Source organism: Streptosporangium vulgare, from assembly GCF_042428775.1.
In the GTDB taxonomy this organism is placed as follows: Bacteria; Actinomycetota; Actinomycetes; order Streptosporangiales; family Streptosporangiaceae; genus Streptosporangium; species Streptosporangium vulgare.
In genome coordinates, this window is sequence record NZ_JBHMBS010000013.1 from 187822 (window position 1) to 202500 (window position 14679).

Annotated in this window: 16 protein-coding genes (1 of these 16 only partly in view); 9 read left to right on the top strand and 7 right to left on the bottom strand. The window is 71.7% G+C overall.

Annotated features, from left to right (window positions below; genetic code table 11):
- Positions 1–17 precede the first annotated feature (17 nt).
- A complete protein-coding gene (locus ACFFRH_RS26515; RefSeq protein ID WP_344748797.1) occupies positions 18–1454 on the bottom strand; it encodes an FAD-dependent oxidoreductase in 1437 nt (478 codons plus the stop codon).
- Positions 1455–1527: 73 nt separating this feature from the next.
- Here ACFFRH_RS26515 and ACFFRH_RS26520 point away from each other — a divergent pair, with 73 nt between their 5' ends.
- Both ACFFRH_RS26520 and ACFFRH_RS26525 read left to right on the top strand, forming a co-directional pair.
- Positions 1528–2445 (top strand): cupin domain-containing protein, encoded by a 918-nt coding sequence (locus ACFFRH_RS26520; RefSeq protein WP_344748796.1) that lies wholly within the window; start codon positions 1528–1530, stop codon positions 2443–2445.
- Between the two features lie 118 nt (positions 2446–2563).
- Positions 2564–3550, top strand: a complete 987-nt coding sequence (locus tag ACFFRH_RS26525) for an NAD-dependent epimerase/dehydratase family protein (protein WP_344748795.1) — start codon at positions 2564–2566, stop codon at positions 3548–3550.
- Between the two features lie 60 nt (positions 3551–3610).
- On the opposite strand, the gene ACFFRH_RS26530 is transcribed toward ACFFRH_RS26525, so the two are convergent.
- Positions 3611–4921: a hypothetical protein gene (locus tag ACFFRH_RS26530; protein ID WP_344748794.1), complete on the bottom strand. Its 1311-nt coding sequence runs from the start codon at positions 4919–4921 to the stop codon at positions 3611–3613.
- Positions 4922–5089: 168 nt separating this feature from the next.
- Here ACFFRH_RS26530 and ACFFRH_RS26535 point away from each other — a divergent pair, with 168 nt between their 5' ends.
- From ACFFRH_RS26535 to ACFFRH_RS26565, 7 genes are all read left to right on the top strand, one after another.
- Positions 5090–5737, top strand: a complete 648-nt coding sequence (locus tag ACFFRH_RS26535) for a glycosyltransferase family 2 protein (RefSeq protein ID WP_386160327.1) — start codon at positions 5090–5092, stop codon at positions 5735–5737.
- Positions 5734–6378 (top strand): TIGR04282 family arsenosugar biosynthesis glycosyltransferase, encoded by a 645-nt coding sequence (locus tag ACFFRH_RS26540; protein WP_344748792.1) that lies wholly within the window; start codon positions 5734–5736, stop codon positions 6376–6378. The genes ACFFRH_RS26535 and ACFFRH_RS26540 overlap by 4 nt, the downstream gene beginning before the upstream one ends.
- Positions 6375–6986 (top strand): class I SAM-dependent methyltransferase, encoded by a 612-nt coding sequence (locus tag ACFFRH_RS26545; protein ID WP_344748791.1) that lies wholly within the window; start codon positions 6375–6377, stop codon positions 6984–6986. Before ACFFRH_RS26540 ends, ACFFRH_RS26545 begins: the two co-directional genes overlap by 4 nt.
- 308 nt (positions 6987–7294) lie before the next feature.
- Positions 7295–8629 carry a molybdopterin-dependent oxidoreductase gene (locus ACFFRH_RS26550; protein WP_344748790.1) on the top strand — a complete coding sequence of 445 codons (1335 nt, stop codon included), beginning with the start codon at positions 7295–7297 and terminating at the stop codon, positions 8627–8629.
- Positions 8626–9132, top strand: coding sequence for a hypothetical protein (locus tag ACFFRH_RS26555; RefSeq protein ID WP_344748789.1), 507 nt, complete (start codon positions 8626–8628; stop codon positions 9130–9132). The genes ACFFRH_RS26550 and ACFFRH_RS26555 overlap by 4 nt, the downstream gene beginning before the upstream one ends.
- Positions 9129–9266, top strand: coding sequence for a hypothetical protein (locus tag ACFFRH_RS26560; RefSeq protein WP_344748788.1), 138 nt, complete (start codon positions 9129–9131; stop codon positions 9264–9266). The genes ACFFRH_RS26555 and ACFFRH_RS26560 overlap by 4 nt, the downstream gene beginning before the upstream one ends.
- A gap of 28 nt (positions 9267–9294) precedes the next feature.
- Entirely contained in the window at positions 9295–9969 is a 675-nt protein-coding gene (locus ACFFRH_RS26565; RefSeq protein ID WP_344748787.1) for a haloacid dehalogenase type II, read from the top strand.
- A 197-nt stretch (positions 9970–10166) separates the two neighbouring features.
- Here the strand turns inward: ACFFRH_RS26565 and efeB are convergent, their stop codons facing one another.
- From efeB to ACFFRH_RS26590, 5 genes are all read right to left on the bottom strand, one after another.
- Positions 10167–11432 carry an iron uptake transporter deferrochelatase/peroxidase subunit gene (gene efeB / locus ACFFRH_RS26570; RefSeq protein WP_344748786.1) on the bottom strand — a complete coding sequence of 422 codons (1266 nt, stop codon included), beginning with the start codon at positions 11430–11432 and terminating at the stop codon, positions 10167–10169.
- Positions 11433–11469: 37 nt separating this feature from the next.
- Positions 11470–12618 (bottom strand): iron uptake system protein EfeO, encoded by a 1149-nt coding sequence (gene efeO / locus ACFFRH_RS26575; protein ID WP_344748785.1) that lies wholly within the window; start codon positions 12616–12618, stop codon positions 11470–11472.
- A gap of 21 nt (positions 12619–12639) precedes the next feature.
- Entirely contained in the window at positions 12640–13602 is a 963-nt protein-coding gene (gene efeU / locus ACFFRH_RS26580; RefSeq protein ID WP_344748784.1) for an iron uptake transporter permease EfeU, read from the bottom strand.
- Positions 13603–13733: 131 nt separating this feature from the next.
- The gene (locus tag ACFFRH_RS26585; RefSeq protein WP_386160332.1) at positions 13734–14525 is read right to left on the bottom strand and encodes a TetR/AcrR family transcriptional regulator; all 792 of its coding nucleotides are present in this window, start codon (positions 14523–14525) and stop codon (positions 13734–13736) included.
- Positions 14515–14679, bottom strand: the end of a protein-coding gene (locus ACFFRH_RS26590; protein WP_344748782.1) for an SDR family NAD(P)-dependent oxidoreductase. The gene runs 621 nt beyond the window's last position; 165 of the gene's 786 nt are visible here — the last part of the coding sequence; the start codon falls outside the window, past its right edge; the stop codon is at positions 14515–14517. The genes ACFFRH_RS26585 and ACFFRH_RS26590 overlap by 11 nt, the downstream gene beginning before the upstream one ends.

Genomic DNA, 14679 nt, shown 5'->3' on the forward strand with positions numbered 1-14679 from the left:
GGGGGTCTCCCACCCGTTCAGCAGGCCGGGGATCCACCGCCGGAGGGGCGTTCGAACGGCTCGTCGGCGCGCACGATGGTGGCGAGCACCTCGTTGAACGCCTCGGTCGAGGTGGGGTGGTTGTAGACGGCGTCGCGGAGTTCGGCAGCCTTGACGCCGTGCCGCATGGCGAGCGCGACCGTGTTGACGAGTTCCTGCGCGTCGACGCTGAGCAGGACGGCTCCGAGGATCTCGTCCGTCTCGGCGTCGATCACGAACTTCATGAATCCGCGGATCTCCTCGACGATGTACGCGCGGGGCATCGCCACGATCTCGGCGACGGGCTTGCTCGCGATCCTCACCCGGTGTCCCGCGGCTCTGGCCTCCTTCTCGGTGAGACCGACGGCCGCGAGCGGCGGGGTCATGAACAGGGTGCGGGGAACCGCGACCCGGTCCGACACCGAGCGACGGCCCTCGCCGACGAGCTGGTCGAGGACGACGCGGCTGTCGTCGAGGGAGAGGTAGGTGTGCTGCGGCCCGCCGCGGACGTCACCGAGAGCGTAGATGTGCGGCCGGCTCGTGCGCAGATACTCGTCGACCTCGACCGCCCCGCGTTCGGTCGTGCGGACGCCGGCGGCCTCCAGCCCGAGGCCGCGGGTGACCGGCGCTCGACCGGTGGCGGCGAGGATGGTGTCGGCTTCGAGGGTGTGCCGCCGCCCGTCCTTCTCGTAGACGACGGTCGCGCCGGTCTCACCATCGCGGACCTCCGTGACGTGCGCGCCCTTGACGATCTCGATGCCGTCGTCCGTGAGGATGCCCTCGGCGACGGCGGCGGCCTCGTCGTCCTCGCGGCCCAGGATCCTCGAAGAGGTCTCGAACACGGTGACCCGCGAGCCGAACCGGCGGTAGATCGAGGCGAACTCGATGCCGATGTATCCACCGCCCACGATCGCGAGCCGTTCCGGCAGGATCGTCGTCTCGATCAGACCGGTGCTGGTCAGGGTGCGCTTGCTCTCCCTCATGCCGGGCGTGTCGGGGATGATCGTCTCGGCACCCGTGTTGATCAGGATGGTCTCGGCGGAGATCGTGAGGCGTTCGCCGCCCGCCTCGACGGCGACGGTGTGCGGGTCGACGAACGTGGCCTGGCCGGTGACGAGCGTCACGGTCTCGGCGTCGTTCATCGCCTCGTAGTTGCCCCTGCGGAACAGAGCGGTGAGTGCCTGCACCTCTTCGACGGAGCGTTCGTACCACTCCTGCGGCGGGTCACTCCCCCGGCGCTTGCCCGCGTGGTGGACCAGCGCCTTCGTCGGCACGCAGCCGACGTTGGGGCAGGTCCCTCCGTACATCCGCTCCGACCGCTCGACGAGCACCACGCGCTTGCCGCGGCCGCCCATCGTCCTCGCGACGGCCTTGCCGCCCTTGCCGAAACCGATAACGAGAAGATCGGCATGAAGAGTGTCGTTCGTGGTGTCCATAATTCCAGTTTCGATATATAGGATTGAGCTCACAAGGCGTATTAATCTCATTTTTCCTCGCGAGCGTCTCATCATGGATTCAGTCAGTCACCTTGTCCGCCTGGCGAGAGCGCAGGCGACCCTGGACAAGCGCTGCCTTCTGGCCGGCGCGACCGTCATGGACATTCCCGCCCGGGGTGATGGTGATGCGGCCTTTCACCTCCTGCTCGACGGCGTGTGCACGCTCGAGCTCCCCGATCGGCGCGTCGAGCTCCGTCCGGGCGACGTCGTGCTCCTCCCCCGCGACACGCCGCACCGCGTTCGCACCACCGGATCCGGGCCCGCTCAGGGGGTGTCCGAAACTCCCGGTGGCGCGTTCTCCACCGTCCGCAGCCGGACGGGGGAGGGCGTGATCGACCTCTTCTGCGGGCACTACTCGTTCGGCCCCGGCGCGGGGGCCATGCTCTTCCGGAGCCTTCCCCACCCCTTACATGTGTCCTTCGCGGAATCCGGCGAGGTGGACGAGATCGTTCGGATGCTGGGCGGGATCATGCGACGGGAGGCGTGGGACGACGGGCCCGGCACCGCCGCCGTCCTCTCGGCCCTCTGCAACGCGCTGCTCGCGATGGTGCTGCGGAAATCGGGCGGGCGGCTCGCCGAACCGGCGCTGTGGACCGCCGCCCACGACGAGCGGATCCGTGCCGTCATCGACGAGGTGCTGCGAGATCCCGGCGCCGACTGGCCGATCGCCCGCCTGACGCGCGTGGCGGCGATGGCGCGGGCCACGTTCATCCGGCACTTCTCCCGCAGCACCGGAATGACCGTCGGCGCGTTCCTCACGCACGTCCGGCTGATGACCGCGGCGGAACTGCTCATCGACACCGAGCGTACGGTCGCCTCGGTCGCCGCCGAGGTGGGGTACCGTTCCGAGTCAGCGTTCAGCCGGGCGTTCCACCTGGCGACCGGATCGACGCCGGCCCGGTTCCGCCGGAACCTCGAACGCGCGGCGTGAACGACACCGGCGGCCCCGCGATCCGCGCGGTGGCCGTCCGGTCCTGGAATTCTTACCGTCCGCGAACGTCTGTGTGCCGGACCGTCGTGACAGCGGCGTCACCGCATACCCTCGCCGGGTGAAGATACTGCTCACCGGCGCGGCCGGGTTCATCGGCGGTCACGTGGCCGAAGCCCTCCAAGCCGCCGGCCACGACGTGATCGGCCTCGACCTGCGCACCGGCACCGACGTGCGGGACGGCACGGCACTGGACGAGCCTCTGGGTGAGGCGGACGCCGTGGTGCACCAGGCGGCCAAGGTCGGGCTCGGCGTGGACGTGGCAGACCTGCCCGACTACGCGTCGGTGAACGTGTACGGCACCGCCGTACTCCTGGCCGCGATGGCCCGCCACGGCGTGGCGAGGCTGGTGCTGGCCTCGTCGATGGTGGTGTACGGGGAGGGCGCCTACGACTGCGCCGACCACGGCCGGGTGCGGCCGGGGCCGCGGGCGGTCACGGATCTGGACCGGGGATCCTTCGAGCCGCGCTGCCCGCGATGCGGCGCCCAGGTGGCGTCGGCCGCCATCGACGAGTACACGCCGATGGATCCCCGCAACGCCTACGCCACCACCAAACTCGCCCAGGAGCACTTGGCGGCGAACTGGGCGCGCGAGACCGGTGGCACCGCCGTCGCGCTGCGTTATCACAACGTGTACGGCCCGCGGATGCCGCGTGACACCCCGTACGCGGGGGTGGCGGCCATCTTCCGCTCGGCGCTGGAGGCGGGACGCGCGCCGCGCGTCTTCGAGGACGGCGGTCAGCGTCGCGACTTCGTCCATGTGCGGGACGTCGCCAGGGCCAACGTGGCCGCGCTGGACAGCGGGGAGCCGGGCTCGCTGGCCGCCTACAACATCGCCAGCGGCGAGCCGCACACCGTGGGCGAGATGGCCGCGGCTCTCGCCGAGCAGCGCGGCGGCCCCGTCCCGGTGATCACCGGCGAGTACCGGCTGGGTGACGTGCGCCATATCGTGGCCTCGCCGGCGCGTGCCCACAGGAAACTGGGGTTCGCCGCGGAGGTCGCCTTCGCGGAGGGAATGAAGGAGTTCGCCACCGCCCCGCTGGGATGACGCGCCCGCGATGACGTCGAGGGGGCGACGTCGGGGGGCAGGACGTGTCGCGGGAACGGCTCACCAGGGCGAGAGAACCAGTCCCTGCAACAGTAACCCCGTCACGACCTGGGCGGCCGGCCACCGCCTGCCGGGCGCCAGGCTCGCGGCCAGGCCGATCCACAACGCGTAGGGCACCCAGATGCGTTCCACTTCGCCCCGGGTCACGCCACTGACATCAAGCGCGAGCACCGCCACCACGGCGGCCGCCACCACGGCGCGCACCCCGCCCGGGCCGGGCCGCGTCAGGCCCGCGGCGGTGGCCGGCCCCGTGAGCATGGCCAGCACGCCCAGGTTGGCGAACAGGAAGTACAGATAGGGCCGGGCGGCGCCCGGGTCGGCCGCCCACTCGGCGTGAGTGGCCAGCACCCCGGCGGGCCACAGGAAGCCCGCGGCGGCGAAGGCGGCGGTCACCGCCACGGCACCGGTCAGGGCCGTGAGCACGGCCTCGCGCGGCACGCGGGCGACGACCGCGACGACCACGGGGATCAGCAGGTAGGGGACCAATCCGTAGCTGAGGTACGGCAGCGCACCGAGCAGCACTCCGGCACCGGCCCCGCAACCGGCCCTTCGCGCGATCCGGCCACGTCCGCCGAGCACCAGGAGTGCCACGCCCCACGCGCCCACCCCGGCGAAGAAGGCGTCCATGCTGGTGGCGATCCAGACCGAGGCCGGGGTGAGCGCCAGGTACGGCAGTGCCCTCCGGGCCGCCCGCTCCCCGCCCAGCTCCCGCACCGTCAGCGCGATCGCCACGGTCGCCGAGCAACCGACCGCGACGACCAGCAGCGCCGCCCACAGCGGTCCGGACAGCCCGAGCGCGGCCGGCGACCAGAGCACCAGTACGGGCAGCGGCGGGTGCCCGCGCACGTGGGTGGGGTAGTCCGGCAGGTGACGGGTGAATGAGGCCAGCCAGCCCAGCGGGTCGTCGCCCACCTCGGGCAGCACCGCCAGATAGTCCTGCGGGTGGGTCAGCGGAGCGGCCAGCCCGTCGGCGGAGATCGCCAGCAGCACCGTCCAGGCCAGCGCGCAGCCGTAGGACACGAGCAGGGCGCGTCTGAAACCCAGCCGCGCCGCGAGGACTGGCAGGAACAGGACGGCGGCGCCTCCGAACGCGGCGGCGGGCAGCAGCGTGAGGGCCGGCACGCGGAAATGCCCGTGCAGCGGCGGCAGATGGTCGATGCTGAGCACACCGAGGGCGTGCAGGATCGCGCCCGCGGCGAAGGAACCGGCGATCAGCAGCGCCCAGATCCAGAGCGCGCGTGCCGTCCTCCCACGGAGAGAACGCTCGGCATGGACGCCTCGCGTCACGACCGTGGCTCCGGTCGATGACATGCCAGGAATATCCGGTGAGGAACTATTCAAAAGGTGTGCCTCTGCGCTTCGATCCGCTGCCCCGAGTTGTGAACCACCTTCCCAAGGTATGGCCGAGCCGGCCGTCCGCCGGGACACGTCACCGCTTCGTAAGAGGTGATCGTCGCTTTCCGTCCTACCCTCGAAGCCATGAAGATCGACGTGGTACTTCCATGTCTGAATGAGGAGGCCGCGCTCTCCTGGGTGCTCGGCCGGATGCCGCACGGCTATCGCCCGATCGTGGTCGACAACGGTTCCACCGACGGCTCGGCCGGTGTCGCCGCCGAGCACGGCGCACTGGTGGTGAGCGAGCCGCGACGCGGGTTCGGCGCCGCCTGCCATGCCGGGTTGCTGGCCTCGACCGCCGAGGTCGTGTGCTTCATGGACGCCGACGCCTCGCTCGACCCGGGCCAGCTGCCACGGGTGGCCGGCCCGGTCATGGCGGGTGAGAGCGACCTCGTACTCGGTCGCCGGATGCCTCACTGCGGGCCCGTTCACGCCCGGGTCGCCAACGCCGTACTGGCCGCGCGCCTGCGGCGCCGCACCGGCGCCCCACTGCGCGACCTGGGTCCGATGCGCGCCTGCAAACGCGCCGGGCTGGTCGGGCTGGAGCTGGCCGACCGCCGGTTCGGCTACCCCCTGGAGATGGTGCTGCGCGCGGCCGCGGCCGGCTGGCGGATCACCGAGGCCGAGGTCGACTACCTGCCGCGGGTGGGGCGCTCCAAGGTGACCGGCACCGTGCGCGGCACCCTTCGGGCGATCGCCGACATGCGCCGCGTCATGGAGGAGACGACATGAGCGCCGCGCAGATCGTGGTCATCGCCAAGGAGCCGGTGGCCGGGCGGGTGAAGACCCGGCTGACCCCGCCGTTCACCCCCGTCCAGGCCGCCTGCCTGGCGGCCGCCGCCCTGCGGGACACGCTGCACGCCGTGGCCGCGACGCGGGTCTGCCGGCGGGTGCTCGCGCTCGAAGGGCTCCCCGGCATCTGGCTCCCGGGCGGCTTCACCGTGATACCCCAGCGTGGCGACGGCCTCGACCAGCGCCTGGCCTCCGCCTTCCACGACGCCCACCGGCTGTACCGGCTGCCCGTGATCCTGATCGGCATGGACACCCCCCAGGTCACTCCGGGACTGCTGGACACCGCCGTCACCCTGCTGGCCGCTCACGACGCGGTGTACGGGCCGGCGTCCGACGGAGGCTTCTGGCTGCTCGGGTTGCGTCACCCTGACCCGTCCCTGCTGCTCGGCGTGACGATGTCGCGGCGCACCACCGGCGCCACCCAGCTGCGGCGCCTGCACGAGGCCGGGCTGGACGTGGCCCATATGCCGGAGCTGGACGACGTCGACATCGCCTCCGACGCCTTCCACGTCGCGGCGCAGGCGCCCGGATCCCGCTTCGCCGAGGCCCTGGCGGTCATCGAGGCGGTAGCCTCCCGATGATCGGCGAACTTTACGCGAAGTCTCTGACCGGTACGGCTACCGAGATCGAGTACGTCGACGGGACCGTGGAGCCGCTGAAGCCGGATCGCTGGTTCGAGCCGATCGACGGCGACGAGGCCATGCTGGCCCGCTGCGTCGGTCCGACGCTGGACGTCGGCTCCGGGCCCGGACGGCTCACCGTCGCGCTGACGCGCAGAGGCGTCCCCGCGCTGGGTATCGACGTCACCCCCCATGCCGTCCACCTGACCCGTCGCGCCGGAGGCCTCGCCCTCTGCCGTGATGTCTTCGACCGGGTTCCGAGCAGCGGCCGGTGGGCGACCGTGCTTCTCGCCGACGGCAACATCGGCATCGGCGGCGACCCGGCCGCCCTGGTACGCAGGGTCAGACAGCTGGTCCGGCCGGGCGGCGAGGTCCTCGCGGAGGTGGAGGGACCGGGCACGGCCAGCCGGGTGGACCGGATACGGCTGTGCAACGGGGAGACGGCCGGCGGCTGGTTCGGCTGGGCCCGGGTCTCGGTGACCGACATCGCGCGTCTGGCACTGGCCGGCGGCTTCCCGGTGACCGAGCACTGGCAGGAGGCGGGCCGATGGTTCGCGAGCCTTCGCTGACAGCGCACCCGCGTCCGGGAAAGCGGCGCCAGGCCACGGGACGGGAGGCGGCGGCGGGCCGTATGAGCGTGACCGACAGCGGGCCGAGCAGCCGGCAGCCGGTCGTAGACGATGGACTCACCGCGCACGAGGCGATCCCCGGCGAGTTCGATGAAATCGCCCGGCGAACGACGATCGAGACAAGAGCCGCCTACGGACCTGGTGAAACGGAAGGAGGAGAGGCTTTGAGCACGGCTTCTTCCGGTGAGGACCACCAGCGGGCCGACAAAGTGGTCGTCTCACGACGGCACCGGCTTTGGAGGTGGTCAGTGTCGGGCGCATCTCGCGAGCGCGGCCCCGCCGGGGGCGAACCCGCGAAAGGCGAGGGAACCCCGCGGGGGAGGGTCTGGCCACGAGGCCCGTTCCGCCCGGAGTTCTGGCGCAGCCCGCTGCGGGGGCCGTGGCTGACGGCGGTGTTCGGTCTGGTGCTGCTGGCGGGGATTCCGATCGTGGCCCTCACGGGTCTGGTTTCCTATGCCGCCTACAATCCGCGGCTACCCGGCAACGACATCACTCCGGAGAGAGGGCTGCTGGGCTTCTATCTCTTCGACTGGCCGACCCATCCGGTCTGGCTGTACCGGCTCAACCAGGGAGTCCACGTCATCCTGGGGCTGACCTTGGTGCCACTGCTGCTGGCCAAGCTGTGGTCGGTGATCCCCAAGCTGTTCGCCTGGCCGCCGGCCCGCTCCCCGGCCCAGTTGCTGGAGCGGGCCGGCCTGCTGCTCCTGGTCGGGGGCGTGGTCTTCCAGTTCGTCACCGGGATCCTGAATATCCAGCTGCTCTACGTCTTCCCGTTCTCCTTCTACCCGGCCCACCTGTACGGCGCCTGGATCTTCCTGGCCGCACTCGTGGCGCACGTCATCCTCAAACTGCCCCGGGCGATCACCGCTCTGCGATCCCGCGGCTTCCGGCAGGAACTGCGCACCCGCCTGCGCGACACCCACCCGGAACCTCCCGATCCCGACGGGCTGGTGCCCGTCGCCCCGGCGCCGCCCACCATCTCCCGGCGCGGCCTGCTGGCCTTCGTCGGCGGTGGTTCGCTGACGATGTTCGGCCTGTCCGTCGGCCAGACCGTCGACGGGCCGTTGCGCGGCACCGCGCTGCTGGCCCCGCACGGCCGCACGTACGGTCCGGGCCCGAACGACTTCCAGGTGAACAAGACCGCGGCCGCCATGGGCATCAGGGAGGCCGAGACCGGTCCCGGCTGGCGGCTGGCCCTGACCGGGCCACGTCCGGTACGGCTGTCGCGCGCGGACCTGCTGGCACTGCCGCTGCACACTTACCGGCTGCCGATCGCCTGCGTGGAGGGCTGGTCCACCGAGCAGGAGTGGACCGGTGTACGGCTGGCCGACCTGGCCCGGCTCGCCGGTGCCGCCGACGGGAGCGGGGTCTTCGTCCGCTCGCTGCAGCGCGGCGGCGTGTTCGGCCACGCGTCGCTGAGCGCCCGGCAGACGGCCGACCCGCGCTCGCTGCTGGCGCTACAGGTCAACGGCGCCGACCTGTCGATGGACCACGGCTTCCCGGCCCGGGTCATCGTGCCCAACGCTCCCGGCGTGCACAACACCAAGTGGGTGCGCGAACTCGACTTCCGGTCGTTCTCGTGACCCACCACAGGGGGGAGCCGCGCCGGTGGACGACCGCCTACGGGGCCGGACCGGGGCACCTGCTCGCCCTGGCCGCCTGTCTGGCGGTGGCCGGCTACGCCGCCACCCGGGTGGTCGCCGCCGGGATCTGGGTGGGGTTCCTGCTGTGGTTCGTCGGCGCCGTGATCCTCCACGACCTGGTGCTGCTCCCGCTTTACTCCTACGCCGACACCGCCGTCCAGTCACGGCTGCGGCCCCCGGCGCGCCCACTCCGGGCGCCGCCCGCCGGCCGCCGGCCTCCGCCGGTCAACCACGTGCGCGTGCCCGCCGGGCTGTCCGGCCTGCTGCTGCTCGTCTGGTTCCCCCTCATCCTGCGCGCCTCGGAGCACAACTACCGGGAGGCGACAGGGCTGAGCACCGCCCCGTACGTCTGGCGATGGCTGGCGGTGACCCTCCTGCTCTTCGCCGCCTCGGGCCTCCTGTACGCGTTGCGGCGCCGGGCCGCCGTACGGACGGTCCGGTGACCGCGCTCCGAAGCCGGACCCCGATCGGATCGGCCACCCCGGTCAGTGGCGCCGTCGGCGAGCTTGCCTCCGAGGAGGCCGCCGGTGTGATCGGCTACCCGCGCGGGCTCCCCGCCAACGGCGGGACTCCGTGAACATCTCGTACCGATCGGGAGGTTTCTCATGGTCAAGGTCATCGCGTTCGACGTCAACGAGACGCTGCTGAACCTGCGAGCGCTCGACACCGCGTTCGAGGATGCGCTGGGCTCGGCCGAGCTGCGCGGGCAGTGGTTCGCGCAGGCGCTTCAGCTCTCCTTCGTCGGCGGCCTGACAGGCGAATACGTGAATTTCAGCGCGGCCCAGCACGCCGCCTTGTCAATGCTTGCCGAGCGGGAAGACCGTGACCTCGCCTCCGGCGACGTATCCGGGATCGTGAACCTGATGAGCTCGTTGCCCGCCCATCCGGAGGTGGCGGGGGCTCTTCGGCGGCTGCGCCCGACCTCGCTCACCGTGGTGGCGCTGACGAACTCCCCGGCGACGGTCGCCGAGGCGCAGCTCGTCAACAGCGGCATTCGAGATCATTTCGACGGCGTTGTCTCGGCTGACTCCGTCAAGCGGCTCAAACCCGCCGAGGAGCCCTACCTCGCCGTGGCGAAAACCTTCGACGTCGACATCGCGGAGGTGCGGCTGGTGGCCGCGCACTGGTGGGACATCGCCGGTGCGCTCGCGGCGGGCTGCAAGGCCGCGTTCGTCGCGCGTCCCGGTATGGTTCTGAGTCCGATCGGCCCGCGACCGGACATCGTCGGCGCCGACCTCGACGCCGTCGTCGACCGGATCACGGCTCTCGACATCGCTTAGCTCCGAGGCGGGCCCTTCGGCGACCCTCACCACGACGGCCTTGAACCGCCTGACGAGGATGCCGGTGGAGATCAGGGTCCGCCGCCTGTGGAGATTTGGCCGGTTCCCTGTTGACGTGGCCCTTCGCCGACGTCTCCGGCGACATTCTCGCCCGCCGGTGGTGACTCCCGCCCCGGTGACGCGGAAGCCGGGGGAACTCAGGAGAACAGGGCGCGGCCCCAGTAGTCGCCCGCGTCGCGCACGCCCGGAGGGCAGGCGAACAGGCCGCTGGAGACGTGCTTGATGTACTCGTTGAGGGAGTCCTTGCCCGCCAGGGACCTCTGCACGGCGACGAACTGCCGGTGGGGGTCGCGCTGGTAGGCGATGAAGAACAGCCCGGCGTCCAGGCGGCCCAGCCCGTCGGAGCCGTCCACGTAGTTGTAGCCGCGGCGCAGCAGGCGCGCGCCGCCGTTGTGGGAGGGGTGCGCCAGCCGTACGTGCGCGTCTTCCTTGATCAGGGCTTCCCCGTCGGGTCCCTTGGCGTCGAAGTCGATCACGTCGAACTCGGCCTTCCCGCCCAGCGGGGCCCCCTCCCCCTTGTTCCGGCCGAAGATCTGCTCCTGCTCGGCCAGCGGCGCCCGGTCCCACGTCTCGATCAGCATCCGGATCTTTCGGGTCACCAGGTAGCTGCCCCCGGTCATCCAGTCGGCACCGTCGCCCGGTCCCACCCAGAGCTGGTCCCTCAGCAGCGCCACGTCCTCCAGCTTGAGGTTCGCGGTGCCGTCCTTGAAGCCCATCAGGTTGCGCGGCGTCGCCTGGGCGCGCGAGGTCGACGACGTACGGCCGAAGCCGAGCTGGGACCAGCGCACCGAGACCCGGCCGAAGCCGATGCGCGCCAGGTTGCGGATGGCGTGCACCGCCACCTGCGGGTCGTGCGCGCACGCCTGCACGCACAGGTCGCCGCCGGAGATCTCCGGCAGCAGCGCGTCACCGGGCAGGTGCGGCAGGTCGGCCAGCGCGGCCGGCCTGCGGGAGGCCAGCCCGAACCGGTCGTCGAACAGCGACCCGCCGAAGCCGACGGTGAGCGTGAGCCCGGAGGCGGGCAGGCCGAGGGCCTCGCCGGTGTCGTCGGGCGGCGCCTCGGGCTGGCCGCCGACCGCGCCGAACGCGCCCGCCTCCTGACCCTGCGTCATCCTGGCCGCGGCGGCGGTCCACTCCTGCAGCAGCTCGGCGAGCTCCGCCTTCTTCTCCGTCGTCACGTCGAACGAGACGAAGTGCAGCCGGTCCTGTGCCGGGGTGACGATGCCCGCCTGGTGCTCGCCGTAGAAGGGGACGGGATCGGAGGCGGAGGCGGGGGCGAGGACGGCCCGGGTGGGGGCGGGCTCGCCCCCCGACCCACGCACCGCGATGGCGCCCGCGCCGGCGACCGCCACGCCCGCGGCGCCCATCCCGAACAGCTTCCTGCGGCTGATCCGCCCGCTCATCGAACCTCTCTCCCCTGCGGCTGCGACACGCCGTCCGCTACTTGGCCACCACTGCGGCGATCTTGCTGATCGGCTCGGCGAGCGCGTTGATCGCGTCCGACAGCTTCCTGAGGTCTTCCTTGGACAGCTCGGTGTGCAGCTTCCAGCCGTCGCCCTTCCGGTGGGCGCCGAGCGCGGCCTCGGCTCCGGCGAACTTCTCGTCCAGCGTCTTCACCAGCTCGGGGGCGCGCTCCTCCAGAACGGGACGGAGTGCCTGGACCGCGGCCTTCGAACCCTGCAGGTTGGCGTCGAAGTCCCACAGGTCGGTGTGCGAGTAGCGGTCCTCCTCGCCGGTGATCTTACCGGAGGCGACCTCGTCGAGCAGGCCCTTGGCGCCGTTGGCGAGCAGCACGGGCGACAGCTCGGCCGCGTTGGACTGGTCCACGATGGTCTTGATGTCGGCCATCAGCTTGTCGGCGACCGGCCCGTCCTCGCTGACGTCCTTGGTGACCCAGAGGTCCTTCTCGATCTTGTGGAAGCCGGTCCACTCCTCGCCCTCGGCCACGTCGTTCTCACGGGCGTCGATGGCCGGGTCGAGGTCGCCGAAGATCTCCGCGACCGGCTCGATCCGCTCCCAGTAGGTGCGGGAGACGGGGAAGAGCTCCTTGGCCCTGTCGATGTCCTCGGCCTTGACCGCGTCGACGAACTCCTGCGTCTTGGTCAGCAGCGTGTCGCTCTGCGACTTGATGTAGCGCTTGTAACCGGCGGTCGCGGCGGAGAGCTGGGCGTCGTCGCTGAGCGGCTTGTGCTCACCGGTGACCTTGAGCGGGCCTCGGACACCCTTGCCGACCATGCCCGGCTTGCAGGCGGTCTCGTAGCTGCCGGCCGGCAGCTCCACGATCACCTCGCGGGTGAGGCCGGGCACGATGTTCTCCACCTCGCCCATGACCCGGTCACCGGCGGCGTAGACGTAGAACTCGGTCACCTTGCTGCCGCCGTTGGTGACCGCGAACGTCGAGGTGCCCGCGGGCACCTCGGTGACGGCGACCTTGCACTCGGTGTCGGTGGCGGCCACCGCGACGGGGCCGCCCTTGGCGGGGGCGGCGGACGCTCCGGCGCCCGTGGTGGAGGCGGTCGGCTCGGCGGAGCAGGCGGTGAGGCCGGCGAGTGCGAGAGCACTCGCGGCGATGGCAAGGGAAGTACGCATGGTCGTCCTGTTCGAGCGGTTTCAGCCCGCGGGCTGCGGGTCGGTCGTGGAAGCCGGGGAGCTCGGGGAGCTCGGGGAATTCTGGGACGCCGAGGACGCCGAGGAGCCCGGGGGCGGGGAGTCCGCGGGCGAGGTGGCCGGGGACGCGAGGGGCGCGGGGGAATCGGCGGGCCGGGCGGCCGGGCGGCCGGGACGCGGCCTCAGGAACAGGACGAGCGTCGGCACCGCGTAGGCGACCCACGCCACCGTCTCCAGCACGCTCGGCTGCGGGGTGATGTTGAACAGCCCGGCCAGCAGGGCGCCGTACCAGGAGTCGGCGGGCATGACACCGCTGATGTCGAAGGCGTAACTGGACAGGCCCGGCAGGACACCGGCCTCCTGCAGGTCGTGCACGCCGTACTTGAAGATGCCGGCGGCGACCAGGATGAGCAGCAGGCCCGTCCAGGTGAAGAACCTGGTCAGGTTGATCCGCATCGCGCTGCGGTAGATGGCCCAGCCCAGCGCGATCGCGGTGAGCAGGCCCAGGATGATCCCGATCAGCGGTACGGCGGTGGTGGTGGCCCCCTGCACGGAGGCGAAGAACAGCAGCGCGGTCTCCAGGCCCTCGCGTGCCACGGCGAGGAAGGCCATCACGACCACCGCGGTCGCGCCGACCTCCAGGGCCTCGCTCAGCCTGGCGCGCAGCTCACCGGAGAGGGTACGGGAGGCGCGACGCATCCAGAAGATCATCCAGGTGACGAACGCGGTGGCGAGCAGCGAGGTGATCGCCTCGAACAGCTCCTGCTGCCGGTACTCCAGGTGGGCGACGGTGAAGGTGAGCAGCGCGCCGAACGCGACCGACAGCACGAGGGCGGCGCCGACCCCGGCCCACACGAGGGGCAGCCGGTCGCGCCGGTCGCTTTTGACGAGGAGCGCGACGAGCACGGAGACGACGAGCGTGGCCTCCAGGCCTTCGCGCAATCCGATGAGGTAGCTGGCGAACACCGTCACTCCATAGTTGGAAAGCCTTACCTAAATTAGAGCAGGGCAACCTTACTCTCCGCAAAGGGGCGAACTCTCACGGGGGTGACGATTCCGATCAGGGGTCACGGATCACAGGTCACGGAGGCGGGGCGTCACGGCGAGACGTCGGCTCGCAGGGATCGCCAGATCCGCTCGGGGAGCAGCCGGCACGCCTCGTCCAGGTCGATGCCGGGAGCACCGGCCAGCCACCGGCGGGCCGTCTCCGCCACCGGGCCGACGACCAGCATCTCCGTCAGCGCGTCCGGCAGCTCCACCACCAGCCCCGCCTCGGCGTACGGCCGCAGCCAGCCCAGGATCCCGGCCAGCCTGGGCTCCTTCTCCTCAGCGACCAGGGCGGCGTGCGCGGGGAGGAAGGCGGCGTAGGCGGAGGCGTGGACGAAGTGCGCGGCGGCCCTGTGCTCGCGGGTGAACCCCAGATAACCGGTGACCACGGCCCCGATCCCGGCGGCGGCCCGTGCCTCGGCCTCCTCGCGGCCTTCGGCCCCGGTGCCCTCACGGCCTTCGGGTTCAACGTCCTCACGGCCTTCGGCCCCGGTGCCCTCACGGCTCTCGGCCTCAGCACCCTCGCCGCCCTCGGCACTCTCAGCGCCCTGAGCCTCAGCACCCTCGCCGCCCTCGGCGGGCTTCGCGCCCTCCCCCGGCGGCAGCGCGTCGAGGGCGTCGCGGACGGCGTCGAGGAGGCCGGACAGGCAGCGGGCGTAGAGTGCCGCCGCCAGCCCGTCGAAGCTGCCGAAGTGGTGGTAGAGGCTGCCGACGCTGACACCGCTCGTACCGGTCACCGCCGTCATGGTGAAGCCGTCGGCGCCCTCCCGCTCGTAGAGGTCCAGCGCCGCGGCGAGCAGCCGCTCCCTGGTCTCCTCGCCGCGCCGGTGCCTAGGCGACACCGGTCAGCTCCGCCGCCTGCGCCCACAACCTCCCCGCCGCCGCCGGGTCGGCGGCCACCGGGGCGAGGGGCGTCTCGCGGTCGACGTCGAAGTATCGTCCGGTGCCGGTGCGGTCGAGTGCCAGCCGCACGACGGGGGCCGCGCCGTCCGCCGG

Excerpts from the sequence above, each read along its gene's own strand:
- ACFFRH_RS26515 (WP_344748797.1), bottom strand. The coding sequence starts at position 1,454 with ATGGACACCACGAACGACACTCTTCATGCCGATCTTCTCGTTATCGGT.
- ACFFRH_RS26520 (WP_344748796.1), top strand. The coding sequence starts at position 1,528 with ATGGATTCAGTCAGTCACCTTGTCCGCCTGGCGAGAGCGCAGGCGACC.
- ACFFRH_RS26530 (WP_344748794.1), bottom strand. The coding sequence starts at position 4,921 with ATGTCATCGACCGGAGCCACGGTCGTGACGCGAGGCGTCCATGCCGAG.
- ACFFRH_RS26535 (WP_386160327.1), top strand. The coding sequence starts at position 5,090 with ATGAAGATCGACGTGGTACTTCCATGTCTGAATGAGGAGGCCGCGCTC.
- ACFFRH_RS26540 (WP_344748792.1), top strand. The coding sequence starts at position 5,734 with ATGAGCGCCGCGCAGATCGTGGTCATCGCCAAGGAGCCGGTGGCCGGG.
- ACFFRH_RS26545 (WP_344748791.1), top strand. The coding sequence starts at position 6,375 with ATGATCGGCGAACTTTACGCGAAGTCTCTGACCGGTACGGCTACCGAG.
- ACFFRH_RS26565 (WP_344748787.1), top strand. The coding sequence starts at position 9,295 with ATGGTCAAGGTCATCGCGTTCGACGTCAACGAGACGCTGCTGAACCTG.
- efeB (WP_344748786.1), bottom strand. The coding sequence starts at position 11,432 with ATGAGCGGGCGGATCAGCCGCAGGAAGCTGTTCGGGATGGGCGCCGCG.
- efeO (WP_344748785.1), bottom strand. The coding sequence starts at position 12,618 with ATGCGTACTTCCCTTGCCATCGCCGCGAGTGCTCTCGCACTCGCCGGC.